Annotated in this window: 25 protein-coding genes, 1 other RNA gene and 1 pseudogene; 13 read left to right on the top strand and 14 right to left on the bottom strand. The window is 60.2% G+C overall.

The genetic code is table 11. The features are described 5' to 3' along the window. Window positions 1–51 precede the first annotated feature (51 nt). An RNA gene (ffs, locus tag H3L91_RS08710) (signal recognition particle sRNA small type) lies at window positions 52–148 on the top strand. A gap of 129 nt (window positions 149–277) precedes the next feature. On the opposite strand, the gene H3L91_RS08705 is transcribed toward ffs, so the two are convergent. Both H3L91_RS08705 and H3L91_RS08700 read right to left on the bottom strand, forming a co-directional pair. Next, window positions 278–1,084: a basic amino acid ABC transporter substrate-binding protein gene (locus H3L91_RS08705; protein ID WP_007343386.1), complete on the bottom strand. Its 807-nt coding sequence runs from the start codon at window positions 1,082–1,084 to the stop codon at window positions 278–280. A 71-nt stretch (window positions 1,085–1,155) separates the two neighbouring features. Continuing rightward, window positions 1,156–1,404 (bottom strand): NGO1151 family protein, encoded by a 249-nt coding sequence (locus tag H3L91_RS08700; protein WP_007343385.1) that lies wholly within the window; start codon window positions 1,402–1,404, stop codon window positions 1,156–1,158. A gap of 66 nt (window positions 1,405–1,470) precedes the next feature. Here H3L91_RS08700 and H3L91_RS08695 point away from each other — a divergent pair, with 66 nt between their 5' ends. The 3 genes from H3L91_RS08695 (at window position 1,471) to scpB (ending at window position 3,708) form a co-directional block, all read left to right on the top strand. Continuing rightward, window positions 1,471–2,151, top strand: a complete 681-nt coding sequence (locus H3L91_RS08695) for a hypothetical protein (protein WP_007343384.1) — start codon at window positions 1,471–1,473, stop codon at window positions 2,149–2,151. An 85-nt stretch (window positions 2,152–2,236) separates the two neighbouring features. Continuing rightward, the gene (gene recO / locus H3L91_RS08690; RefSeq protein ID WP_007343382.1) at window positions 2,237–3,007 is read left to right on the top strand and encodes a DNA repair protein RecO; all 771 of its coding nucleotides are present in this window, start codon (window positions 2,237–2,239) and stop codon (window positions 3,005–3,007) included. A gap of 92 nt (window positions 3,008–3,099) precedes the next feature. Further along, the gene (gene scpB / locus H3L91_RS08685) at window positions 3,100–3,708 is read left to right on the top strand and encodes an SMC-Scp complex subunit ScpB (protein ID WP_007343381.1); all 609 of its coding nucleotides are present in this window, start codon (window positions 3,100–3,102) and stop codon (window positions 3,706–3,708) included. 434 nt (window positions 3,709–4,142) lie between these two features. On the opposite strand, the gene H3L91_RS08680 is transcribed toward scpB, so the two are convergent. Beyond that, on the bottom strand, window positions 4,143–5,048 hold the full coding sequence (locus H3L91_RS08680; protein WP_007343380.1) for a MetQ/NlpA family ABC transporter substrate-binding protein: 906 nt from the start codon (window positions 5,046–5,048) through the stop codon (window positions 4,143–4,145). 181 nt (window positions 5,049–5,229) lie between these two features. On the opposite strand from H3L91_RS08680, the gene H3L91_RS08675 reads away from it, so the two are divergent. The 4 genes from H3L91_RS08675 (at window position 5,230) to H3L91_RS08660 (ending at window position 8,804) form a co-directional block, all read left to right on the top strand. Then, complete coding sequence (locus H3L91_RS08675) at window positions 5,230–6,921, top strand: glutamine--tRNA ligase/YqeY domain fusion protein (protein WP_040659030.1); 1,692 nt, start codon at window positions 5,230–5,232, stop codon at window positions 6,919–6,921. A 118-nt stretch (window positions 6,922–7,039) separates the two neighbouring features. Continuing rightward, on the top strand, window positions 7,040–7,510 hold the full coding sequence (locus tag H3L91_RS08670; RefSeq protein WP_007343378.1) for a hypothetical protein: 471 nt from the start codon (window positions 7,040–7,042) through the stop codon (window positions 7,508–7,510). Between the two features lie 200 nt (window positions 7,511–7,710). Beyond that, window positions 7,711–8,172, top strand: coding sequence for a hypothetical protein (locus H3L91_RS08665; protein ID WP_007343377.1), 462 nt, complete (start codon window positions 7,711–7,713; stop codon window positions 8,170–8,172). Window positions 8,173–8,279: 107 nt separating this feature from the next. Next, window positions 8,280–8,804, top strand: coding sequence for a hypothetical protein (locus tag H3L91_RS08660; RefSeq protein ID WP_040659606.1), 525 nt, complete (start codon window positions 8,280–8,282; stop codon window positions 8,802–8,804). An 86-nt stretch (window positions 8,805–8,890) separates the two neighbouring features. On the opposite strand, the pseudogene H3L91_RS08655 reads toward H3L91_RS08660, so the two are convergent. From H3L91_RS08655 to yajC, 8 genes and pseudogenes are all read right to left on the bottom strand, one after another. Next, window positions 8,891–9,142, bottom strand: a pseudogene (locus H3L91_RS08655) (DNA topoisomerase IV subunit B); the annotation flags it as partial. A gap of 415 nt (window positions 9,143–9,557) precedes the next feature. Beyond that, a complete protein-coding gene (ylqF, locus tag H3L91_RS08650) occupies window positions 9,558–10,490 on the bottom strand; it encodes a ribosome biogenesis GTPase YlqF (protein ID WP_007343374.1) in 933 nt (310 codons plus the stop codon). A 152-nt stretch (window positions 10,491–10,642) separates the two neighbouring features. Then, window positions 10,643–11,503: an RNase adapter RapZ gene (gene rapZ / locus H3L91_RS08645; protein ID WP_007343373.1), complete on the bottom strand. Its 861-nt coding sequence runs from the start codon at window positions 11,501–11,503 to the stop codon at window positions 10,643–10,645. Then, complete coding sequence (gene hprK, locus H3L91_RS08640; RefSeq protein ID WP_040659604.1) at window positions 11,484–12,446, bottom strand: HPr(Ser) kinase/phosphatase; 963 nt, start codon at window positions 12,444–12,446, stop codon at window positions 11,484–11,486. Before hprK ends, rapZ begins: the two co-directional genes overlap by 20 nt. After that, the gene (ptsN, locus tag H3L91_RS08635; RefSeq protein WP_007343371.1) at window positions 12,446–12,895 is read right to left on the bottom strand and encodes a PTS IIA-like nitrogen regulatory protein PtsN; all 450 of its coding nucleotides are present in this window, start codon (window positions 12,893–12,895) and stop codon (window positions 12,446–12,448) included. The genes hprK and ptsN overlap by 1 nt, the downstream gene beginning before the upstream one ends. Window positions 12,896–13,459: 564 nt before the next feature. Further along, window positions 13,460–14,395 carry a protein translocase subunit SecF gene (secF, locus tag H3L91_RS08630; protein WP_007343368.1) on the bottom strand — a complete coding sequence of 312 codons (936 nt, stop codon included), beginning with the start codon at window positions 14,393–14,395 and terminating at the stop codon, window positions 13,460–13,462. 3 nt (window positions 14,396–14,398) lie between these two features. Beyond that, window positions 14,399–16,249: a protein translocase subunit SecD gene (gene secD, locus H3L91_RS08625; protein ID WP_007343367.1), complete on the bottom strand. Its 1,851-nt coding sequence runs from the start codon at window positions 16,247–16,249 to the stop codon at window positions 14,399–14,401. 60 nt (window positions 16,250–16,309) lie between these two features. Further along, window positions 16,310–16,609 (bottom strand): preprotein translocase subunit YajC, encoded by a 300-nt coding sequence (yajC, locus tag H3L91_RS08620; RefSeq protein WP_049260637.1) that lies wholly within the window; start codon window positions 16,607–16,609, stop codon window positions 16,310–16,312. 290 nt (window positions 16,610–16,899) lie between these two features. Here yajC and H3L91_RS08615 point away from each other — a divergent pair, with 290 nt between their 5' ends. The 3 genes from H3L91_RS08615 to H3L91_RS08605 all read left to right on the top strand — a co-directional run bounded on the left by H3L91_RS08615 (window position 16,900) and on the right by H3L91_RS08605 (window position 19,744). After that, window positions 16,900–17,880, top strand: a complete 981-nt coding sequence (locus H3L91_RS08615) for a class 1 fructose-bisphosphatase (RefSeq protein ID WP_007343365.1) — start codon at window positions 16,900–16,902, stop codon at window positions 17,878–17,880. 291 nt (window positions 17,881–18,171) lie between these two features. Further along, the gene (dut, locus tag H3L91_RS08610) at window positions 18,172–18,624 is read left to right on the top strand and encodes a dUTP diphosphatase (RefSeq protein ID WP_007343363.1); all 453 of its coding nucleotides are present in this window, start codon (window positions 18,172–18,174) and stop codon (window positions 18,622–18,624) included. 49 nt (window positions 18,625–18,673) lie between these two features. After that, window positions 18,674–19,744, top strand: a complete 1,071-nt coding sequence (locus tag H3L91_RS08605; protein ID WP_007343362.1) for an AI-2E family transporter — start codon at window positions 18,674–18,676, stop codon at window positions 19,742–19,744. 410 nt (window positions 19,745–20,154) lie between these two features. Here H3L91_RS08605 and mltB read toward each other — a convergent pair whose 3' ends face one another. From mltB to H3L91_RS08590, 3 genes are read right to left on the bottom strand one after another with little or no spacing between them, the layout of a single operon-like run. Next, entirely contained in the window at window positions 20,155–21,228 is a 1,074-nt protein-coding gene (mltB, locus tag H3L91_RS08600; protein WP_007343360.1) for a lytic murein transglycosylase B, read from the bottom strand. Further along, window positions 21,225–21,656: a protein YgfX gene (locus tag H3L91_RS08595; protein ID WP_007343359.1), complete on the bottom strand. Its 432-nt coding sequence runs from the start codon at window positions 21,654–21,656 to the stop codon at window positions 21,225–21,227. Before H3L91_RS08595 ends, mltB begins: the two co-directional genes overlap by 4 nt. A gap of 4 nt (window positions 21,657–21,660) precedes the next feature. Then, on the bottom strand, window positions 21,661–22,020 hold the full coding sequence (locus H3L91_RS08590; RefSeq protein WP_007343358.1) for a hypothetical protein: 360 nt from the start codon (window positions 22,018–22,020) through the stop codon (window positions 21,661–21,663). A gap of 717 nt (window positions 22,021–22,737) precedes the next feature. Here H3L91_RS08590 and sdhC point away from each other — a divergent pair. Then, window positions 22,738–23,121: a succinate dehydrogenase, cytochrome b556 subunit gene (sdhC, locus tag H3L91_RS08585; protein WP_007343357.1), complete on the top strand. Its 384-nt coding sequence runs from the start codon at window positions 22,738–22,740 to the stop codon at window positions 23,119–23,121. After that, window positions 23,115–23,459, top strand: coding sequence for a succinate dehydrogenase, hydrophobic membrane anchor protein (gene sdhD, locus H3L91_RS08580; RefSeq protein ID WP_007343356.1), 345 nt, complete (start codon window positions 23,115–23,117; stop codon window positions 23,457–23,459). Before sdhC ends, sdhD begins: the two co-directional genes overlap by 7 nt.

Below are 23,459 nucleotides of genomic sequence, written 5' to 3'. Positions count from 1 at the left end.
AAAATAAGGTTTGCGTTTTGCGGCAAAGCCTCTATAATGCGCCGCTTCGTTGGCGGGTCTCCCCGCATGGCAACTTGGAACAACGGGTCAGGGGCGGAAGCCAGCAGCCCATTCCGACGCGCCAGTGCCGGGGGTCGGGCTCGCCGCCCCATTCGCAAAACAGCCGCAGATTTTGTCTGCGGCTGTTTTTTTTTGAATTTGGTGCGCACAAGTGTTGAGGCCGCCTGAAAGCCCGTTTGCAGGTTTTCAGACGGCCTCTTGCTATGCTGCGGCGGGTTTATTCGCCCTTGGCAAAGTATTTTTCGGCGATTTTGTCGTATTCGCCCGATTCGCGCACTTTTTTCAGCGCGGCGTTGAGCGCGGCTTGGGTTTCGGTGTCGCCTTTGCGCACGACGAAGCCGTAGTTTTCTTCGGGGAAATCGGGCACGGTAACCATGGTGAAGCCTTTGTTGCCGTTGTTTTTCACATAGTTGGCCACCACCGCGCTGTCGCTGACCACCGCATCGAGGCCGCCGTTTTCCAGCTCTTTGGTAACGAGGGTGATGTTCTCGAAACGGGCGATTTTGCCGTTGTCCGCGCCCAGCAGTTTGCCCACGGCCAAATCGCCGGTGGTTCCGGTTACCACGCCGACTTTGTTGGCTTTTTTCAGGTCTTCGGCCGATTTGATGTCTTTGCCCTGCGGCACGAGGATGACCTGGGTGATTTTGTAGTAGGGGTCGGAGAAGTCCATCGACTGTTTGCGCTCGTCGGTGATGGTTACGGCGGAGGCGAGGATATCCACATCGCCGTTGCCCAGCGCGGCAAACAGGCTGTCCCACGGCTGGTGTTTGAATTCCACCCGGAAGCCGCCCGCTTTGGCCATGGCGTTTATCAAATCCACATCAAAGCCCTGCACGTTGTTGTTTGTGTCCATGAATTCAAAGGGGGCGAATTCGGCGTTGGCGGCAACGCGGTAAACCTTGCCTTCCTGCGGCGCGGCGGGGGCGGAAGAGGCGGGGGTGTTGGCGGCCTGGTTCTGCTGCCCGCCGCAGGCGGCGAGGAGGGCGGCGGCGGCGGCGGTGGCAATCCATTGTTTGATGTTCATGTTTTATCCTTTAATCATGCGCGTTGCGGCGCGGAACGTTTATTTTGAAACGATGCGATTTTATCACAAATTTACTCTTTTTCACGGAAGAATGTGTAAGTCGCGTCGTGGAACAGCTCGGCGCGCGCGCTGTCGGCGTATTCCAGCTCGGCCAGCGCGTCGTCGAAGGCCTGGCGCACGGCTTCGGTTACGTCCTGCGCGGTGTCGGCGGGCAGGCCGCGCAGCAGGCCGTTGAAGGCCGCGCCGAGCACGCGGTTCTGCATGCGCAGCGTTTCGACGGTTTCTTCGAGATATTCCAAGCGTTGCTCTGTGTCGCCCATCGTCCGAACCTTTCGTAAATTCTGTTAAAATGGCGGGCATTATAAGCCGTCCAGCCGAAGATAACCATGTCGAACAAGCAACCGGAATGGGAAAAGAAACTGCAAAAGCTGCGCGAAAAACGCGACGCGCAGCCTGCCCGCGCCGCCGCCGCCGAAACGGCCGAGCCGCCGCGCAACCGCCGCGCCCACGAGGGCTATAAAAAGCAGATTCTGCAAAACTATCTGAAAAACTGGCAGAACCGCCACAACGCCGCGCTGGCGGGCGAGCTGACCGAGGCCGATGCCACCGTATTGCTGGAAGAAGACTGGCTGAACGCGCAAAACGCCTTGCAGGGCGGGGCGAAGGCGGAAGAAGTTTTGGAAAAACAAACGGTCTGGTTCAACCCCAAGCCCGCCGCCGCAAAAACGGCCGCGCAGGACGAAGCCGAACCGGTGTTCCATCCGCAGGACATCCCCGTCAGCGTCAACGTGCTCGACCCGCAGGGCGTGCCCGCCGGCCGCCCCGTGTTCTGCCTTTCCGAGCAGGAGCTGGTGGCGCGGCTGATGGGGCGGCTCACCCCGCACCTCACCGACGCGGTGAACGGCCTGGTGCGCACCGCCGTTTCCCGCGAGGCCGCCCACCTCAACAGCCGGCTGTATCAGGCCGTGCAGTCGGAAGTGCCCGCGCTGGTGCAGGACATACTCGATTACAACCTGAAAAACGTGCTGACCGAATTGAAATACGATGTCAAATACGGCAAAAAATAAGCGCGCAACCCTTGTTCCGGCAAACCGGCAGGCCGTCTGAAAACCGTTTTTCAGACGGCCTGCCGCGTTTGCGTCTGCTCCCGCTATGTCCGAAAAAAGCCAAAGAATCAACCACGAACCGGCCTTCCTGCTCGCCGCCGCGCCCTGGCGCGAAAGCAGCCTGCGGCTGGAAATGTACAGCCGCCGCTACGGGCGCGTGTCGCTTTTGGCGCGCAGCGCGCGCAAACGCCAGAGCGAGCTGCGCGGCGTGCTCGTGCCCTTCGTGCCTGTCAGCGTGTCGTGGTACGGCGGCGCGGAAACCAAAACCCTGCACCGCGCCGAATGGCTGGGCGGCTGGCCGCAGCCGCAGGGCAGGGCGTTGCTCAGCGGCCTGTACCTCAACGAGCTGGTGCTCAAACTCACGCCGCGCGAAGACGCGCAGCCCGCCGTTTACGACGCGCTCGCCCAAGCCTTAAAAAGCGTCTGCACCGAAACCGCCCACGCCGCCGCCCTGCGCCGCTTCGAGTGGCGGCTGCTCACCGAGCTGGGCTACGCCCCCGATTTGCAGTCCGACGCCGACGGCAATCCCGTCCGCGCCGGCACGCGCTACCTTATTGCGGCCGAACAGCCGCCCCAGCCCTACGCCGGCGGCAGCGTCCCGCAAGACGCGCTCACCGCCGACGGCGGCATCCTGCGCCAACTGCACGAAGGCCGCTTCGAGGGCGGCGAGAGCCTGCACGAAGCCCTCAAAATCACCCGCCTGCTGCTCGACTTCCGCCTGCCCGAAGGCATCCGCGCCCGCCTCGTGTTGCAGCAGATGCAGCAGTTTGCCCCGCCGCCCGCCCCGACGGATACCGAATCCGCCGCTGCCGAATAATCTGTTTCTGACTACGCCGAAGCTGCGCTTTCAGACGGCCTCAAACCGCGGACAAACCCGAGAGGCCGTCTGAAAAAAACCGAACAAACACCATGAACGACAAACTCCCGCCCGACGCGCTCATCGAAGCCGCCCTGCTCACCCAGCCCGAACCGCTCGGCGAAAAAACCCTGCGCCAACTGTGCGACCCGCCGCTCTCGCAAGACAAACTCATCGACGTGCTCGGCAGCCTCAAAGCCCGCTGGCACGGCCGCGCCCTGCAACTGGCGCACACCGCCGAGGGCTGGCGTTTCCAAACCGTCCCCGCCGCCTTCGAGCGGCTGGGCGCGTTGCAGGAAACCCGCAGCCCGCGCTACTCCCGCGCCGTGATGGAAACCCTGGCCATCATCGCCTACCAGCAGCCGGTTACGCGCGGCGACATCGAAGACATACGCGGCGTGGCCGTGTCGCAAAACGTGATGCAGACCCTGCTCGACCGGGGCTGGATCGAAACCGTCGGTCGGCGCGACACCGTCGGCCGCCCCGCCCTATGGGCCACCACCCCCGCCTTCCTCGCCGATCTGCAGCTCGAATCCCTCGAAAGCCTGCCGCCGCTCACCGAACTGGGCGAACTCGTCCTGCCCGAAACCGCCGCCCTGCCGCCCGCGCCGGACGGGGAAGATGCGGACGGAGACGACGCGGACGGGACGGGGCGCGGATAAACCCGCCGCCGCGCGGCGCATCGGCAAAGAGGCCGTCTGAAAAACGTGTTTTACGGTTTTTCAGACGGCCTCCGATGTTTGAATAAGCGTAGGTTGGGTCTTAGCCCAACATGGTCGGGTAATCGGAAATGTTGGGTTTGCAACCCACCCTGCCTGCTGGAATCCGATGTTTTCCCGCAGGTTTGTTCCGCCGCGCGGGATGTCGGATACGAGTATCCGACCTACGGTTATAGTGGATATAGATAAAAAGTATTCGGTGTAGGCTGGGCTTCAGCCCGGCAAAATATCGGATAAATAGCGAGTTAGCTGGGCTGAAGCCCAGCCTACGATGGGTATCTTTTATTTTGTTTCACCCTACCTTGGAGGCGAAAGGTCGTCTGAAAACCGGAAAACCCGTTTTTCAGACGGCCTTTTTGTATGGTTAAGCCGAATCTTTATTTCGCTGCGGAGGCGGTGGAGGCGGCTTCGGCTTTCGCGCCTGCTGCCGCGCCTTCGCCCCAGGCGGCGGGGTATTTGTAGCCGGCGAAGCGTTGGTGGGCGTAGGCTTTGAAGCTGTCGGTGTTGTAGGCGTCGGTTACGTCTTTCACCCATTTGGCGTCTTTGTCGGCGGTGCGCACGGCCGACCAGTTTACGTAGGTGAAGCTGGGTTCTTGGAACAGGGATTCGGTGAGTTTCATGCCGCTGCTCATGGCGTAGTTGCCGTTTACAATCGCAAAATCAACGTCTTGTCGGCTGCGCGGCAGGTTGGCGGCTTCCATTTCGACAAATTCGATGTTTTTGCTGTTTTCGGCGATGTCGGCGCGCGAGGCTTTGAGCGGGTCGATGCCGTCTTTCAGTTTGATCCAGCCCAGCTCGTTGAGCATCACGAGGGCGCGGGCGAGGTTGGAGGGGTCGTTGGGGATGGCGACGGTGCTGCCGCTTTTCACGTCTTCGAGTTTGGCCAGTTTGCCCGGGTAGATGCCCAGCGGAGCGGTGGGCACTTGGAACACTTCCACCAAATCGAGCTTGTGTTCGGCTTTGAAGCCGTCGAGATAGGGTTTGTGCTGGAAAATGTTGATGTCGATGGCGTTTTCGGCCAGGGCTTTGTTGGGGGTAACATAGTCGGGGTATTCGGTAAGGGTAACGGTGTAGCCCTGTTTTTCCAGCGCGGGTTGGATTTGGTCTTTGATCATGTCGGCGAAGTCGCCCGGGGTGGTGCCGAAGCGGATTTCGGTTTTGTCCGAGGCGGCGGGCGCGCTGCCGGCCGCGCCGGAAGCGGCAGGGCTGCCGGATTGTCCGCCGCAGGCGGCAAGGCCGAAGCCGAGGGCGGCGGCGAGGGTGAGTTTTGCAAATGCGTTCATAATGGTCTCCTGATGGTTGCGGATGGGCGCGTGCCGGTTTTTCAGACGGCCGCAAAGGGCGCGATTATACAGATTGAGGCCGTCTGAAAAACAGCCCCGCCGCCTTTTTCAGACGGCCTGTGCATACGGGCGGCGGGCAAAATCGGGTACAATCGCCGTTTTTTCCACACCCGTTTTCGCCATGCTCCACAAAGACCAATTCGCCGACAACCACTTCATCCGCACCCTTATCGAAGAAGACCTCAAAAGCGGCAAACACACCGCCATCCAAACCCGTTTCCCGCCCGAACCCAACGGCTATCTGCACATCGGCCACGCCAAATCCATCTGCCTCAATTTCGGCCTCGCCTATGTGTATGACGGCCTGTGCAACCTGCGTTTCGACGACACCAACCCCGAAAAAGAAAGCGACGAATACGTCAATTCCATCAAAGAAGACGTGCAATGGCTGGGCTTTGAATGGGCGGGCGAGCCGCGTTTCGCTTCCAACTATTTCGACCAGCTTTACGACTACGCTGTCGGCTTAATCAAAGACGGCAAAGCGTATGTCGATGATTTGACGCCCGAAGAAATGCGCGAATACCGCGGCACGCTGACCGAAGCGGGCAAAAACAGCCCTTACCGCGACCGCAGTATCGAAGAAAACCTCGACCTGTTTACACGCATGAAAAACGGCGAGTTTCCGGACGGCAGCAAAACCCTGCGCCTGAAAATCGACATGGCATCAGGCAACATCAATATGCGCGACCCCGTCATCTACCGCATCCGCCGCGCCCATCACCACAACACCGGCGACAAATGGTGCATCTACCCGATGTACGACTACACGCATTGCATTTCCGATGCCATCGAAGGCATCACGCATTCCTTGTGTACGCTCGAATTTGAAGCCCACCGCCCGCTTTACGACTGGGTGTTGGACAATATCCCTGCGCCGCACGCCACCCGCCCGCGCCAATACGAGTTTTCCCGTTTGGAGCTTTTGTATTCCATCACGTCCAAACGCAAGCTGAACCAACTGGTTGCCGACGGCCACGTTGCCGGCTGGGACGACCCGCGTATGCCGACGATTTCCGGTATGCGCCGCCGCGGCTACACGCCCGAAGGCCTGCGTCTGTTTGCCAAACGCGCCGGCATTTCCAAATCTGAAAACGTCATCGACATGAGCGTACTCGAAGGCGCCATCCGCGAAGAGCTGGAAAACTCCGCCCCGCGCATGATTGCCGTACTCAACCCGCTCAAAGTAACGCTCACCAACTTCGACCCCGACCAAGCGCAAAGCCGCTACGCGCCCTACCACCCCAACCACGAAGAAATGGGCGGACGCGAGCTGCCGATTTCGCCAACGCTCTACATCGAAGCCGACGACTTCGCCGAAAACCCGCCCAAAGGCTTCAAACGCCTCGTCCCCGGCGGCGAAGTGCGCCTGCGCCACAGCTATGTGATGCGCTGCGACGAAGTCGTCAAAGATGCAGACGGCCATGTGGTCGAACTCAAATGCAGCCTTGATTACGACACGCTGGGCAAAAACCCCGAAGGCCGCAAAGTCAAAGGCGTGATCCACTGGCTCTCCGCCGAACACGCCGTACCCGCCACCGTGCGCCTGTACGAGCGCCTGTTCACCGAACCGCGCCCCGATGCCGTGCGCGGCGCAGACGGCGAATACCTGCCCTTCACCGACTTTCTCAACCCCGAATCCGTGCGCGAAATCCAAGCCTGGGTCGAAGCCTCCGCCAACGATTTGCCGCCCGAGAGCCGCTGGCAGTTTGAACGCTTGGGCTACTTCGTTACCGACCGCCGCGACCACGCGCAAGGCAAACCCGTGTTCAACCGCACGGTAACGCTGAAAGATACTTGGCAGGCCAAAGTGTAAAAGCCGTTTCAGGCTGCCTTTGGTGCAATATCAAGGCCGTCTGAAAAGAGATTTTCAGACGGCCTTCAGCCTTAAAGCAGCCTGAAAACATCCACCAACCCCATACAAGGAAACCAATATGAAACTTCCCACTCGCGCCGCCCTGATCGGCAGCCTCTGCCTGCTGGCCGCCTGCGCCGCCAAACCCATCGAAGTCAGCATGCAGGCCGCGCGCAACGCCGACTACGGCCGCTACCCCAAAGACTACCAACAGCACATCCGCAGCTATCTGGACGAAAACCTGCGCGATGCCGGCAGCGCGAAAATCCGCATCATCACCCCGCCGCGCAAAGTGCTCCGCCTCAGCAACCAGGGCGTGCAAGGCAGCGGCCGCGCCGGCTGGGACGCCTTCTACCTGGCCTGCGCCGACGTCAACGCCAAAAACGCCTACGGCGGCTACACCGGCTGGCAGACCAAAATGTTCCGCTTCAAAAACAACACAATAGAAGGCAATCCCACAGGCGCTTACGCCGCCTGCACCAGCAAAGACGAAATCTACATCGACACCACCCTCATCTTCGGCGGCGACCAAGTAAATATCGTCCCCTAAGCGAAACCCGCAGCAGCAGGGTGTGTTGACATTCAACTTTTAAAGTAAGGTAGGTCGGGCATTTATGCCCGACAAACACCGGCAAATTTGAAAAATGTCGGGCATAAATGCCCGACCTACTACTGAAAAGAGATTTTCAGACGAACTTCAGCCTTAAAGCAGCCTGAAAACATCCACCAACCCCATACAAGGAAACCAATATGAAACTTCCCACCCCCGCCGCCCTGCTCGGCAGCCTGTCCCTGCTCTTGGCCGCCTGCACCAGCACTTTTGACGTCAGCATGCAGGCTGTGCGCAATGCCGACTACGGCCCCTATCCAAAAAACTACCAGCAGCTGATCCGCCAACGGCTGGACGGCACCCTGCTCGACGCCCGCAGCGCGCAAATCAGATTCACCACCCCGCCGCGCAAGGTGTACCAACTCTCGCGCGCGCCGTACAAACTGAACGGCCGGGCATACTATGCGGTGTGCGTCGAAGTGAACGCGAAAAACGCCTACGGCGGCTACACCGGCTGGCAGACCAAACGGTACAGCATTTATTACGGCGGTTTGGAAGAGCTCCATTTCGACTCGGTCGGTTTGGACATGTGCGACAGCACGGATGAGATTTACATCACCAGCGGCATCTACAACAAATTTAAGGTCAATATCGTGCCCTAATGCCGCCAAGACGGTACAAAACAGCCAAAGGCCGTCTGAAAGCCAGCGAAGCGGGTTTCAGCGAAGCGAAAACATCGTCCCACCCCAAAACCAAAAGGAAAGAAAATATGAAAACCAAACTCCCCACCCGCGCCGCCCTGATCGGCAGTCTCTGCCTACTGGCCGCCTGCGCCGTTACCCAGCCGTCCGCACAAGTCAGCATGAAAACCGTGCGCAGCGAAAACTACGGCAGCTACCCCAAAAACTACGAACGGCAAGTCCGCCAATACCTCAACGAAACCCTGCTCGACCCCGGCAGCGCGAAAATCCGCATCTCCCCGCCGCGCAAAGTGTTCAAAATATACAATCCTGAGACAAAAATCTACTCTCCGAAAACGCCCAAACAACTGAAATCCGAAGGATATTATCTGGTGTGCGCAGAAGTGAACGCCAAAAACACCTTCGGCGGCTACACCGGCTGGCAGACCCACCGCTACCGGTTCCACAAAGGCGGCCTTGTGGAAGACGAGAAAAACCTGAGTGTTTACGCCCCCGACTTTGGCGGCACCGACTTTGCGGCGTGCACAAGCCGGGACGAAATCTTTATCGACACCGAGAGTGTGGGCAATGTGCAAGTAAACATCGTGCCGTAAATCCGCTTTCAGACGGACGTAAAGGCAGCCTGAAAGGTTTTCAGACTGCCTTTACGCGCCAAAACGGTTTCAGGCTGCCTGAAAACCTAAATATCCGCTTCCACCCGGTCGCCTTCGGCTTGCATCCGGCTGCGGCGGGCGGCGGCTTCGCCTTTGCCCATCAGGCGGGTGAAGGCGGCGAGCGTGGTTTCATTATCGTGCTCGGGAATGCCCACGCGCAGCAGGCGGCGGGTGTCGGGGTTCATGGTGGTGTCTTTGAGCTGGTCGGGGTTTATTTCGCCCAGGCCTTTGAAGCGGCTGATGGAATAGGCGGATTCTTTGACTTTTTCGGCGGCGAGTCAGTAGGTTGGTAACAGGGTGGATTTTAAGGAAAAGAGCAGAGGCAAACGACCCGATTCTTGCGGGGTTTTGGGGTTTCAGACGACCTTTGCGGCAGTCTGAAACCTGATTTCCTCCCCCGCCTGCGGGGGAGGGCTGGGGTGGTTGCGGCTGCGGAAACATTTGCGGTGAGGCAGCCAAGCGGTTCTGCGAACCGCCACCCCCACCTCGACCCTCCCCCGCGCGGGCGCAGGGGAGGGAGATAGGGGCTGGCGTTTCAGCCGTAGGTCGGGCATTGATGCCCGACGTTTTTTCAATTTGCCGCTGTTTGTCGGGCATGCATGCCCGACCTACTGCGCTGAGCCGCGAATATTGCCGAAGCGGCAACCGCCCCCACCCTGACCCTCCCCCGCAGGGCGGGAGAGGAATAAGGTTTCAGACGGCCTTTCCTTTGCGTTCGGCTTTGCGGCGTTCGCGTTCGGCTTTTTGCGCGGCTTCGTTTTGGCGGGCGGTTTTGAGCCATTGTTCCCATTGGCGGGGGGTTTCGAGGGTGATGCGGCCGATGTGTCCGTCGCGGAAGTCGGTGAGGGTGTTTTCGGCGGCTTTTTGGTGGTTGGTGCGGCCGCCGGACAGGAGTGCGCCGCGTTTTTTGGCGATCCATTCGAGCCATTGGTCGTCGCGCCAGTGGCTGCTTTCGTTTTTGTCGGCTCCGTAGCGTTCTTGCAGGAGGGGAAGGTAGTGGCGGCGCAGGTAGTCTAAAAGTTCAAGGGCGACGGTTTCTTCGTCGAGGGCGTTGCGGCCGACTGCGCCACCGGCGGCGAGGTTGTAGCCGGATTGTTCGACGATGATTTTCGGCCACAGCATGCCGGGGGTGTCGTAGAGCCAGAAGTCGTCGGCCAGCAGGAGGCGTTGTTCGGCTTTGGTGATGCCGGGTTCGTTGCCGGTTTTGGCGGATTTTCTGCCGGTCATGCCGTTGATGAGGGTGGATTTGCCGACGTTGGGGACGCCGCAGATGAGGACGCGCAGGGGTTTGTCTATGCCGCTGCGGTGGGGGGCGAGGGCGCGGCAGGCGGTGGTGAGTTTTTGTGCGGCGCGGGTGTCGGAGGCGTCGAGGGCGATGGCGTTGGTGTGGGGGCGGGCTTGGAATTCGGCCAGCCACTGGGCGGTGCGTTCGGGGTCGGCGAGGTCTTGTTTGTTGAGGATTTTGAGTTTGGGTTTGTCGGCGGATAGTTGGCCGAGCAGGGGGTTTTCGCTGGATGCGGGCATGCGGGCGTCGAGCACTTCGATGACGGCATCAATGTTTTTGAGGCGGTCGGCGATGGCTTTTTTGGCTTTGTGCATGTGGCCGGGATACCATTGGATTGCCATGTGTTTTCCTTGTTTTTCATCTTGTTTTTAATGTGGAGACCGTCCTCGCCGGTACTCCTGCGGAGCATAAACGCGGGGATGACGTTTCTGAAAACTGTTTTTCGGTTTGTTGGAAACTGTGTTTCAGACGGCCTGTGTGCGGGCGGGCGGGTTCAGAGGCCGTCTGAAAGGGGGGCGGCAAGGCGCAGGTGGCGGACGAGGACGCGCAGGCGGGGGCGGAAGTGTTCGGCGAGGCGTTCGACGGTGTAGACGGAGCGGTGGCAGCCGCCGGTGCAGCCGACGGCGACGGTGAGGTAGCTGCGGCTTTCGGCCTGTATTTCGGGCAGGCGGCGTTCGAGGAAGGCGGCGATGTCGTCTGTCATGGCGCGGGCTTGGGGCAGGGCGTCTAGGTATTGGCGGATGGGTTCCTGCGTGCCGTTGTAGGGGCGCAGGTCGGGGAGGTAGTAGGGGTTGGGCAGGCTGCGCACGTCGAACATGAAGTCGGCGTCGGCGGGGGTGCCGTATTTGAAGCCGAAGGATTGGAAGACGAGGGTAAGGCCGCCATTGCCGGCGTCGAACCATTGGCGCACGGTGCGGCGCAGCTGTTGGGCGTTCATTTGGCTGGTGTCGATGCGGTAGGCGTGTTCGCGCAGGGGGGCGAGGATTTGCCGCTCGCGGCGCAGGTTTTCGATGAGGGAGTTGTCGGCGGCGGCGAGGGGGTGGCTGCGGCGGGTTTCGGAAAAACGCCGCAAAAGGACGGCTTCAGCGGCTTCGAGAAAGAGGATGTCCGCGCTGTGGCCCTGCTGTTTGAGGCGGGCGAGCTGTTGTTCGACTTCGCCGGTTTTGATGTGGGAGCGGATGTCGATGCTGACGGCGAGGTTGGCCACTTCGCCGCGCCCGATGTGGTAGGCAACCAGGGCGGGCAGCATTTCTATCGGCAGGTTGTCGACGCAGTAGCAGCCGGTGTCTTCAAGGAGTTTGAGGGCGACGGATTTGCCCGAGCCGGAGAGGCCGCTAATCAGGATGATCTTCATGGGAAAGCGCCTGCTCTTTCATGATGGTTTGGTGGCGTTCGAGGAATTCACGGGTGCTGTCTTTGCCGCGCAGTTGCAGGATGTAGTTGCGCACGGCGGCTTCGACGAGGACGGCGAGGTTGCGGCCGGCGGCCACGGGCAGGGTTACGGAGCGGACGGTTACGTTAAGGATGGACTCGGTTTCGCTGCGGATGCTGAGGCGGTCGATCTGTTTCATGTAGTCGTCGTCGGCGGGAACGAGGTTGATGATGAGGTTGAGCGATTTTTTCGGGCGGATGGAGGTTTCGCCGAAGATGTGGCGGATGTTGAGGATGCCCAGGCCGCGCACTTCGAGAAAGTCGCGCAGCAGGGCGGGGCAGCGGCCTTCGAGCAGCTCGGGGGCAGTGCGGTGCAGCTCTACCGCATCATCGGCCACGAGGCTGTGGCCGCGCGAGATCAGTTCGAGTGCCAGCTCGCTTTTGCCGAGGCCGGACTGGCCGGTGAGCAGCACGCCGATTTCAAACACGTCCAAAAACACGCCGTGTTTGACGGTGGAGACGGCGAGGGTGCGTTGCAGGTAGATGCGCAGCACGTCCATCAGGTAGGGGCTTTCGAGCTTGGACGTGAGCAGGGGAACGTTGTTGGCGTGGCAGTGGTCGCGCAGGATTTTCGGCACGGGCAGGTCGTTGGCGACGATGACCAGCGACATAGGCAGCTCGAAAAGCTGCTCGAAGCTGTATGCCAGATCGCCGGTTTCCATGCGCGAGAGGTAGTCGGTTTCGGCCACGCCGAGCACTTGGACCTGGTTGGGGTGGATGAAGTTCAGATGGCCGACCAGCGCGAGCACGGGTTTGTCGGCCTCGACGCCGATGCGCTTGTCCGCGCCGGCCGCGCCGGCCGCCCAGGCCAGTTGCAGCTTGTGCTGGTTGTCCTGATACAGGCGGCGCACGGAAATGCTGGGCATCATTCCTCCGTGAGTATGCGCCGCACTTGGGCGGCATCCTGCGCCTGCATCAGGCTTTCGCGCACGCTTTTGTCGGAAAAGCGGGCGGCCAGTTTGGCCAGCACTTCCAGATGTGCGCCGGCGGCGTCTTCGGGCACGAGCAGCACGGCGGCGAGGGAGACGGGTTTGCCGTCGGGGGCGTCGAAGGGGACGGGTTCTTTGGTGCGGATGAACACGCCGGTCGCCTGTTTCAGGGAGCCCAGCCGCCCGTGCGGCACGGCCACGCCCTGACCCAGCCCGGTGGAGCCGAGTTTTTCGCGGGCGAACAGGCAGTCGAACACTTCCGAACGCGGCACGCCGGTTTCTTGTTCCAAGAGCAGGCCGGCCTGCTCGAACAGGCGTTTTTTGCTGGCGGCGTCGGAATCGAGCAGGATGTGCGACAGGGGAAGAATCTCACCGATGGGGTTCATAATATTTCTTTACAAAATCAAACGGCGCGGATTGTACCGTTTGCGCCCGCCAATCTCAATGCGCGCGGGGGGTTTTACATTGGGCCGGATGCAAACCGTTTGAAAGGCCGTCTGAAAGCACGGTTGAAACATATTTCTTTCCCGTGCGGGCGGAAACCGCGTGCGTCGCCTTGGGGCGGCACACCCTACCTCATGCGCTGCCTTTGGTGGTGTTTCACTGTAAAAGGCTGTCTGAAAACGGTTTTGGCTGCGCCGAAGCTGCGCTTTCAGACGGCCTGAATGGCAAAGAACCGTGCGTTGTCTTGGGGCGGCATACCCTGCTTCATACGCTGCCTTTGCGGTGTAAAAGGCCGTCTGAAAAACGGTTTTCAGACGGCCTTTCTGCTTGTTGCGGTGCGGGTGTTAGGGACTGTTTGCAATTGGTTTGCGAAGCGGATTTTGCGTCATAAAACGGCAGATGCAAGGCGCAAACCGCAGCAAGTTGGACACCTTGCGAGGATTTGTAACGCGGCAGATGCCGTTTTAGGGCGCAAAAGCGGCCGCAATACCAAATGCAAACAGCCCCTAAACCACGGCTTCTTCTTTTTTCTCTCTGACGCGGGCGATGTTTTCGCGGCTGAGGCCGAAGAGCAGCAGCAGGGGGCTGGCGACGAGCACGGAGGAGTAGATGCCGAAGACGATGCCGATGGTCAGTGCCATGGAGAAGCCGTGCAGCGCGGCACCGCCGAAGAGGAGCATGGAGACAACCATGGCTTCGGTGGAGCCGTGGGTGATGATGGTGCGGCTCATGGTGGCGGTGATGGCGTTGTCGATCACTTCGGGCACGGTGTGGTTGCGCATGTTGGGTTTGCGGAAGTTTTCGCGGATGCGGTCGAACACCACCACCGATTCGTTTACCGAGTAGCCCAAAACGGCCAGCACGCCGGCGAGGACGGTGAGGGAGAATTCCCATTGGAACAGGGCGAAGCAGCCGAGGATGATGACGACGTCGTGCATGTTGGCGATGATGGCGGACACGGCAAACCGCCACTCGAAGCGCATGGATAGGTAGATGATGATGCCGGCCACGACCATGCCTAGGGCGATGAGGCCGTTGTGGACGAGTTCGTCGCCCACCTGCGGGCCGATGAATTCGACCTGGCGCAGGGTGGCCGAGGCGTCGTTCTTTTTCAAGATTTCCATGGTTTGGTTGGAAAGCTGGGCGGTGGTGGTGCCGGGTTTGTTGGGCAGGCGGATCATCAGGTGGCGGTTGCTGTTGACGGTTTGCACCTGCACTTCGCCGAGGTTGAGCGCGTCGAGGCTGCCGCGCACTTTGTCCACGTCGGCGGCTTGCGCGTATTCGACTTCCATCACGGTGCCGCCGGTGAATTCGACGGAGTAGTTCAGCCCTTTGGTGGCGAGGAAGAAGACGGCGAGGATGAAGGTGGCAAGCGAGATGAAGGTGGTGAGCCTGCCGTATTTCATGAACGGGATGTCGCGTTTGAAGCGGAAGAGTTCCATTGTTTACTCCTTGTCTGCGGCGGCTGCGGCGGGGCGGATGTCGCCGCCGATGGAGATGCTTTGCAGCTTGCGTCTGCGGCCGTACCAGAGGTTGACGAACATACGGGAAACGACCACCGACGAGAACATCGAGGTGAGGATGCCGATGCAGTGGACGACGGCGAAGCCGCGCACGGGGCCGGAGCCGAACAGCAGCAGGGCGATGCCGGCAATCAGCGAGGTGATGTTGGAATCGACGATGGTGTCCCAGGCGTGTTTGTAGCCTTCAGCGATGGCCGCCTGCGGTTTCATGCCGTCGCGCAGCTCTTCGCGTATCCTTTCGTTAATCAATACGTTGGAGTCGATGGCCATGCCGAGGGTCAGTGCCATTGCGGCGATGCCGGGCAGGGTGAGGGTGGCGTGCAGGAAGGAGAGGGCGGCCACTAAGAGCAGGATGTTGGCCGCCAGCGCGAGCACGGAGAAGAAGCCCATCAGGCGGTAGTAGAACATCATGAACACGGCCACGGCGGCGAAGCCCCACAGGGTGGAGTGCACGCCTTTTTGGATGTTTTCCGCGCCCAGCGACGCGCCGATGGTGCGCTCTTCGACGATTTCCATCGGCGCGGCCAGCGAGCCGGCGCGCAGCAGCAGGGAGATGTCCTGCGCTTCGGCCAGGCTCATGCTGCCGGAGATGATGGTTTTGCCGTTGGGGATGGGTTCGTTGATGGTGGGGGCGGTAACGACTTCGGCCTTGCCCTGTTCCACCAGCACCATCGCCATGCCTTTGCCGACGTTGTTGCGGGTGAGGTCGGCGAAGATTTCCGCGCCGACGTTGTCGAAGCTGACGTTTACCCCGGGCAGTCCTTTGTCGTTCTGGCCGGGCTGGGCGTCGTCGATGTTGTCGCCGGTGAGTTCGACCTGTTTGCTGATTAAGAGCGGCTGCGGGCGGTCGCCGGCGGTTTTGAGCAGTTCGTAGCCTTCGGGCACATTGCCGTCGAGGGCGGCTTGCAGGGCGGCCTGGTCTTCGTTGACCATGCGCACTTCGAGCGTGGCGGTGCGGCCGATGATGTCTTTGGCTTTGGCGGTGTCCTGTACGCCGGGGAGCTGGACGGCGATGCGGTCGGCACCGGCCTGCTGGATGACGGGCTCGGCCACGCCCAGTTCGTTGACGCGGTTGTGCAGGGTGGTGATGTTTTGTTCGACGGCCTGTTTGCGGATGTTGGCCAGTGCCTGTTCGGACAGGGTGAGGACGAGGCGGCTGCCGTCGGTGGTGAGGGTGGCTTCGGGCAGCAGGCGTTGCAGCTGCGGCAGCACGTTTTCCAGCTCGGCGGCGTCTTGGAAGGGGATGGAGAGGCTGTTGTCGTTGATCACGGCCTGGCCGCTGCGGATTTTCTGCTTGGCCAGCTCGCGGCGGATGTCGCCGGCGTAACGCTCGAAGGTTTTCTGCATGGCGGCCTTCATGTCCACTTGCATGGTGAAGTGCACGCCGCCGCGCAGATCGAGGCCGAGGAACATCGGGTTGGCTCGGATTTTCGCCATCCAGTCGGGGGTGTTGGCGATTTGGTTGAGGGCGGTGATGTAGCCTTCGCCCAGCGCGCTTTCGATGACCGAGCGCGCCTTCATCTGGGTTTGCGAGTCTTTGAAGCGCACTTTGAGCGAGCCGTCGGCGATAAACATGCCGTCGTCGGCGATGCCGGCCGTTTTCAGGGCTTGGGCAACGCGCGCTTCGGTTTGGCTGTCAATCGCGAGCGAATGGCGGTTGGTCGAAATCTGCACCGCCAGCGTGTCGCCGAAGAAGTTGGGCAGGGTGTAGAGCAGGCCGAGCGCGAGCACGGCGGTAACCAGCAGGTATTTCCACAGGGGGTAGCGGTTCATAATCAAACCTTTAAAGGACAGGCCGCCTGCGCTGCACGCTTTTCAGACGGCCTGTGGCGGTTATTCGGCGTTGCGGGCGGCAACAGCGTTGCGTTCCACTTGGATTTCCACGTTGCGGGCGATTTCCACGGTGAAGAATTTTTCGCCGGTTTTGGTGATTTTGCCGACGATGCCGGAGGAGAGCAGCACTTTGTCGCCCGGTTTGAGCTCGGAGAGCAGGTTTTGGTGTTCTTTAAACTTCTTCTGCTGCGGGCGCATGATGAGCAGGTAGAAAAACACCAGAATCAGGGCGAGGGGGGCATACTGCATCAGCGCGGAGGGCTGCTGGGCGGCATCGGCGGCGAGGGCTAGTCCAATCATGTTCGGAATCCTTTTCTCTTTCGGGAACGGCGGCCTCAGGCCGCGCAAAACGGCGCATTTTAAAGGCCGCCGCCTTTTTTTCCAAGAAATTTCGCCGATTGCGCCGGGGCGGGGTGGCAGACGGGTTTTCACGGCGTTGCCGCCGGGTTTCAGACGGCCTGCCGTTTTGCGGGTGCGGGGGGATTGTTGAGGCCGTCTGAAAAGGGTATAAACCGCAGCTTTCGTTTTCCCCGATATTTTCAGACGGCCTTTTTTCAGACGGCCTCAACCCGCAAACAAAGGATGCAGCCATGAACACCACTTTCCCCGATTTTCTTTCCGAACACTTCGCACGGCACGGCTTGAACGCGGCACTGGGCGGCGTGGCCGAAACCATTGCTGCCGCCTGCGTGCGCATCGGCGCGCAGGTGCGGCTGGGCGCGCTGGCCGACGTGCTCGGCGAGGCGGGCAGCGGCAACATCCAGGGCGAGGCGCAGAAAAAGCTGGATGTGATTGCCAACAATATCCTGATTGACGCGCTGCGCGCCGACGTGCGGGTGGCGGGGCTGGCCAGCGAAGAGGAAGACAGCTTCGTCGCCTGCAACGCGCAGGGTGGTTTCCTTGTGCTGTTCGACCCGCTCGACGGCTCGTCCAATATTGATGTGAACATTTCCGTCGGCACGATTTTTTCCGTGCTGGCCAAGCCCGAAGGCGCGTTGGACACGTCGTCCTTTCTGCAAAGCGGCCACCGCCAGCTGGCCGCAGGCTACGTGATTTACGGGCCGCAAACCCAGCTTGTGGTTACCTTCGGCCACGGCGTGTCGGTGTTTACGCTGGACGCGCAGAACACCTTCGTCCTCACCCAGAGCAACCCGCGGGTGCCGCCGCACACCAAAGAGTTCGCCATCAACGCCTCCAACCGCCGCCACTGGCAGCCGGCGGTGCGTAAATACATCGACGAGCTGCTCGAAGGCGAAGACGGCGTGCGCGGCAAAAACTACAACATGCGCTGGGTGGCCAGCATGGTGGCCGAAGTGCACCGCATCCTGATGCGCGGCGGCGTGTTCATGTATCCGAAAGACAGCCGCGACCCGTCCAAACCGGGCAAACTGCGCCTGATGTACGAAGCCAACCCGATGAGCCTGATTATGCGCGAAGCGGGCGGCACTGCCTCCGACACCGAACGCGCCATCCTCGACATTCAGCCGCAGGATCTGCACCAGCGCGTCGCCGTCGTCCTCGGCAGCCGCGAGGAAGTGGACTATGTGAACGAACTACATCTGGCCGACTGAGGCGGCTGTCTGACGCTTTGGAAACAGGGTAAAGAGGCCGTCTGAAAACCGTAATACTGTTTTTCAGACGGCCTCTTTGCATATTTTCAACCGGAAAACGCGTGCGCCGCTGTTGCCGCGCCACCTCAAAAGACAGGCCGTCTGAAAACGCAGTTTCGCCGAAACCACGCTTTCAGACGGCCTGTTCTTAATTTTGATTTTGTCGGCGGCCTCCGTCCACGGCGGTTTGTGCAAAAAAACAAGCGTCCGTATAATCGGCGGCCTTTTTGTCCACCCGAGAAAGAGCCCGCCATGCAAGCCGAAGTCGAACTGAAAATCCTCCGCCCCGAAATCGCCGACAGGCTGCCCGCCTATGCCACAAGCGGCTCGGCCGGCCTCGATTTGCGCGCCTGCACCGCCGCGCCGCTTACCGTGCAGCCGGGCGAAACCGTGCTGATCCCCACCGGCATCGCCGTGCATCTGGCCAACCCCGTCTACGCCGCCCTGATCCTGCCGCGCTCCGGCCTCGGCCACAAACACGGCATCGTGCTGGGCAACCTCGTCGGCCTGATCGATTCGGACTACCAGGGCGAACTGCAAGTGTCGCTGTGGAACAGAAGCGGCGAAACGTTCACCGTCCAACCCTTCGAGCGCGTCGCCCAAATGGTGATTGTGCCCGTGGTGCAGGCCGCCTTCAAAGTGGTGGACGAATTTGCCGCGAGCGAGCGCGGCGAAGGCGGCTTCGGCAGCACCGGCAAAGCCTGATTTTTCAGACGGCCTGCCGTTTTTACCGGCACAACACAGAGCAAACGCCATGCAGACACACCCCCAAACCCCCGACGCCAAAGCGCGCAACGCCTCCTACATCCTCATGGCACTCGCCCTGGCCGCAGTGCTGTATTTCCACCTGCTGCCGCTGCTTCTGGCCGTGGTGCTCACCTACGTCTTCATCGACAAAACCAACGGCCTCATCCTGTGGGCGCGCCGCCGCCTGCTGCCGCGCCGGCGCGTGTTTCAGAAAATCCTCACCGCCCACAACATCAACCTCGTCTCCGCCACCCTCGCTATCGGCATGGTGTGCCTGGCCATCTTCCTTTTGTCGCTGGGCGTGTACCACATGGTGCAGGGCGGCCACATCGGCGTGATGCTGGGCAAGCTGGCGGCCATCTTGGAAGACACCAAAAACAGCAAAGAGCTGCCCGCCGCCCTCCTGAACCTGCTGCCGAACAACACCGCCGAAATCAAAGCCCAGGCCGTCGGCTTCATCAACGAATACAGCGCGGCACTCACCCGCATCAGCAAAAACAGCATCACCTCCTTCGTATACGTCCTTATCGGCATCATCATCGGCGCGATGCTCAGCTTCCACCGCCTCAACATGCGCCGCAGCCGCCGCAAAATGCCGCCCTTCAAGGCAGAACTGCTGCGCCGGATACGCAACTTTGAAACCAGCTTCGAGCGCGTGTTCATCGCCCAGGCCAAAATCTCGCTGGTGGACACCCTGCTCACCGGCCTCTACCTCTACCTCGTGCTGCCGCTCTTCGGCGTGGAGCTGCCCTTCCGCCTCACTGTGCTGGTCATCGCCTTCGTCGTCGGCCTGATACCCGTGGCCGGCAACCTGATTTCCAACACCATCATCATCATCCTGAGTCTGGGCACCTCGCTCTACGTCGCCCTCGCCTCGCTGGTGTTTCTGGTGGTGATCCACAAACTCGAATATTTCTTAAACGCCAAAATCATCGGCTCGGAAATCGAATCGAGCGCGTGGGAACTGCTGGTGGCCATGATCGTATTCGAGCGCGTGTTCGGCATCGGCGGCATCATCGTTGCCCCCGTGTACTACGCCTACCTCAAAGGCGAGCTGAAACAACGCAATCTGATCTAGCCGCCCGCAAACAGCAAAAAGGCCGTCTGAAAACTGTTTTTCAGACGGCCTCAAACATATGGAATCCTGCACCGGATTTGCGCCGCCGACGTAGGGTGTGCCGCCCCAATGCGACGCACGCGGTCTTTGCCGCACAACCAATCCCGTATCCTGCGCAAACCGAAACCGCGTGCGTGGCTGCGCCATACACCCTACCTGTAATGCGAACGGCAGAGGCCGTCTGAAAAACGGTTTTCAGACGGCTTCTGGGCTTTTATAGGGTACAGATCAATAGTATCCGATGTAGGCTGGGCTTCAGCCCGGCAAAATATCAGGAAAATAGTGATTTAGCCGGGCTGAAGCCCGGCCTACGATAGGTAGTCTCTATTTTGTTCCACTATAAGCGGACGGAAAAGGGTGGGGCGGTTTGTTTAGAGATTGCCCGCGCCGATGCCGTTGGCGATGTCGCGCACGGCGGTAACGTACATGCGGCTGTGGTTGTACTGCCAGACGGCGTAGAAGTTGTTGAGGCCGATGTAGTATTGGTAAAGCCCGGGCGAGACTTCGAGGCGGTAGAGGACGGCGCGTTCGTGGTCGGCGACGGGTTCTTGGATTTCCACGCCCATCGCGCGCAGCTCGCCGACGGTGCGGTTGAGCGCGGTTTTTTCGTCGATGACGGCCTGTATCTGCGGCGTAGGGGTGAGCAGGACGGGGACAATCATTCTGCCGCCCGTTTTCCAGCCGTGCGCTTTGAGGTAGTTGGCGACGGAGGCGGCGGCGTCGGGCACGCTGCCCCAGATGTCGCGGCGGCCGTCGCGGTCGTAGTCCACCGCCCATTTGCGGTAGCTGGACGGCATGAACTGGGGCATGCCCATCGCGCCGGCGTAGCTGCCGGCAAACCAGTAGGGGTCTTGGTTTTCTTCTTTGGCCATCAGCAGCATTTCGTGCAGCTCTTTTTGGAAGAAGGCGGCGCGGCGGGGGTAGTCGAAGGCGAGGGTGGAGAGGGAGTCGGCCAGGCGGAAGCTGCCCATGTTGCGGCCGTAGTTGGTTTCGATGCCGATGACGGCGGCGATGACTTCGGCGGGCACGCCGTATTCGCGGGCGATTTGGTCGAGCACTTGGCGGTGGCGCATGTAGAAGTTGCGGCCGTCTGAAATTTTGGCGCCTTCTGCGTTGCTTTTTTGGAATTCGTACCACGGGCGGGAGGTGCCGGGGCGGTTCATGATGCCGATGATGTTGTTTTTGTAAACCGCGCCGTTGAAAAACGCCTGCAATTCGGCGCGGCTGTACGGGCCGGTTTGCGCTTCGTGTGTGATAAAACGCTGCACGTTGTCGTTGCCGTTGAAGCCTACTTGTGAGACGGGGGCGGCGGCGGGGTCGAATTCGGGCATTTGCGGCTGCGGGGCGGCGGCTTGCACGGGGGATTCGCCTGCGGGGGCGGGCGGCTGTTCGGCGGTGCAGGCGGCCAGTGCCAGCGCGGCGCACAGGGTGAGTTTTTGTTTCATTGGTTTTTTTCCTTTCTCGGTTGTCCGTAGCGCGCCCAGACGGTGAGACGGCGGTAGGATTCGGGGTCGGCCGCGTCGGCGGGAACGCATTGGCGCAGGGTTTTTTCTTCGGTCTGCCATTTCAGGATGCAGCCGAAGGGGTGGACGATGCTGCCGTCGAGCAGTTTGGCGGGGACGGGTTCGCCGCTGTTTTTCAGTTTCAGCGCGGCGTGCCCTTTCGCGCCGATGCGGATTTCTTCCACGGCACTGCGTCCGCCGTATATTGTGCGCAGGCTGTACGCCAGCGAAAAAAGCAGCGCGGCTAGGCCGAGTATGCGCTCTGCGCCGTAAAACCATGCGGCGCAGGCGGCGAAAGTGGCGGCGTGCAGCAGCAGCGACAAGGCCGCCAGCCGGCGGGAGGGGCGGATGCGGATGCAAAAGGGCGGCACGGGTTTACATCATGTTGTCGAACACGGGCGCAACTTTGATGTCGGCTTCGTCCAAATCGAACACGGCATCGTGGATTTCGGCGTCGAAAAATTCCCAAAACGCCTGCACGCCCATGTCCTGCGGCCAGTGTTTGCGCTCCACTTCCCAGGAGGACACTTCGGCCTCAAAAATCTGGCGGCAGCGTTCGCCGAAATAGCCGAGCACGGCTTCGGGTGTATCGGCCTCGGGCACGAGGTACACCGAGCAGTTGCTGCGGATCTGCGCCAGCGTGAGGTCGGGCAGGTTGCTGTCGGTGGATTTGAGCCAGTCGAGAAATTTCTGGGTCGGTTTCAGCACCACGGCGGTGCGGTCTACAAAATACATTGTTGTGTCCTCGGATACGGAAGCGGCGGATTGTAATACAAACCGGCGGCGGTTTGCCGCGCGGCTTCGGGCGGCGCGGGCGCGTTTGCCGCGGAAGAGGCCGTCTGAAAACAGGTAGGTCGGGTATTTATGCCCGACATTTTCAATTTGCCGGTATCTGCCAGTCGGGCATGAATGCCCGACCTACGAATAAAAGGCCGTCTGAAAGTACAGCTTCGGCGCGGCCAAAACCCCAAACCATGCGCGTGGCTGAGTCATACACCCTACCCATACGGCAGAGATTGCCGCCCGCCCCGCCATGCCGAACCCGTTGTGGGCTGTGTCGCCCCAAGGTGGTGCATGCGGTCTTGGCGGCACAACGGTTGAGGCCGTCTGAAAAAGGGCTGCGGGGCAGGGCGGAAACGGGATGTTGGGGGTAAGGTATTAAAAAATATGGAAATATAAATAATTTGCCATAACCGGATGAAGATGTAGGCGGCAGGGTAGTTTGATGTAGTCCATTGAATCTAAAAATAAACAATGAATCCATATTTTATAATTGTTTCTATTTGTAATTTACTTGTAAAAACAGTTTAAAAAAAATGCCGAAAAGACTACCCAAGCCGCAGCAAACAGGGTAAATTACTGGCGATGTAGCCGAATGCAGTCTGACCGACTGCATTTGTTTGTTTGGTTTTGTAGTTTGAGAAAAATATTATCGTTTAAAGAGGAATTGTAATGCAGACGAAAAAACGGCCTGTATTCTTGGAGATGCCCGTGCTGATACGGGCATTGCCGGTGCCGGGCATAGTCTCCATCCTGCACCGCGCCAGCGGCGTGATTATGTTTCTGATGGTTCCCGTGCTGCTGATGCTGCTCGATGGCTCGCTTTCCAGCGGCGAATCTTTCGCTTCCTATAAGGCGGTGGCTTCCCATCCGCTGGTCAAATTGATTTTGATCGGTGTGCTGTGGGCGTTTCTGCACCATTTGTGCGCGGGCATCCGCTTTTTGTTTTTGGACGCGCACAAGGGGGTGGATTTGCAGACCTGCCGCAAAACCGCCAAGCTGGTGCTGGCCGTTTCGCTTTCGCTGACCGTGATTCTGGGGGTGGCATTATGGTAGACCGCAAACTGGCAGGCGCGCACTACGGCCTGCGCGACTGGGCGGCGCAGCGCATTACCGCCGTGATTATGATTGTTTACGCGGCTGTGTTTTTCCTGTTCCTCATCGGAATGGCGGGCGCGCAAGACTATTCCCAATGGCAGGCTTTTTTCGGAAAAACATGGGTGAAGGTTTTTACCCAAACCACTCTGTTTGCTTTGCTGTTTCATGCGTGGGTCGGCATCCGCGATTTGTGGATGGACTATATCAAGCCCTTCGGCCTGCGCCTGACCCTGCACTGCGCCACCATCGTCTGGCTGGTGATGTGCGCGGTTTATTCGTTTAAAGTCATTTGGTAA

It is taken from the genome of Neisseria bacilliformis (genome assembly GCF_014055025.1).
Classification (GTDB): domain Bacteria; phylum Pseudomonadota; class Gammaproteobacteria; order Burkholderiales; family Neisseriaceae; genus Neisseria; species Neisseria bacilliformis.
The sequence above is the reverse complement of the archived record's forward strand: the minus strand, read 5'-3'. Positions and strand labels throughout refer to the sequence as shown.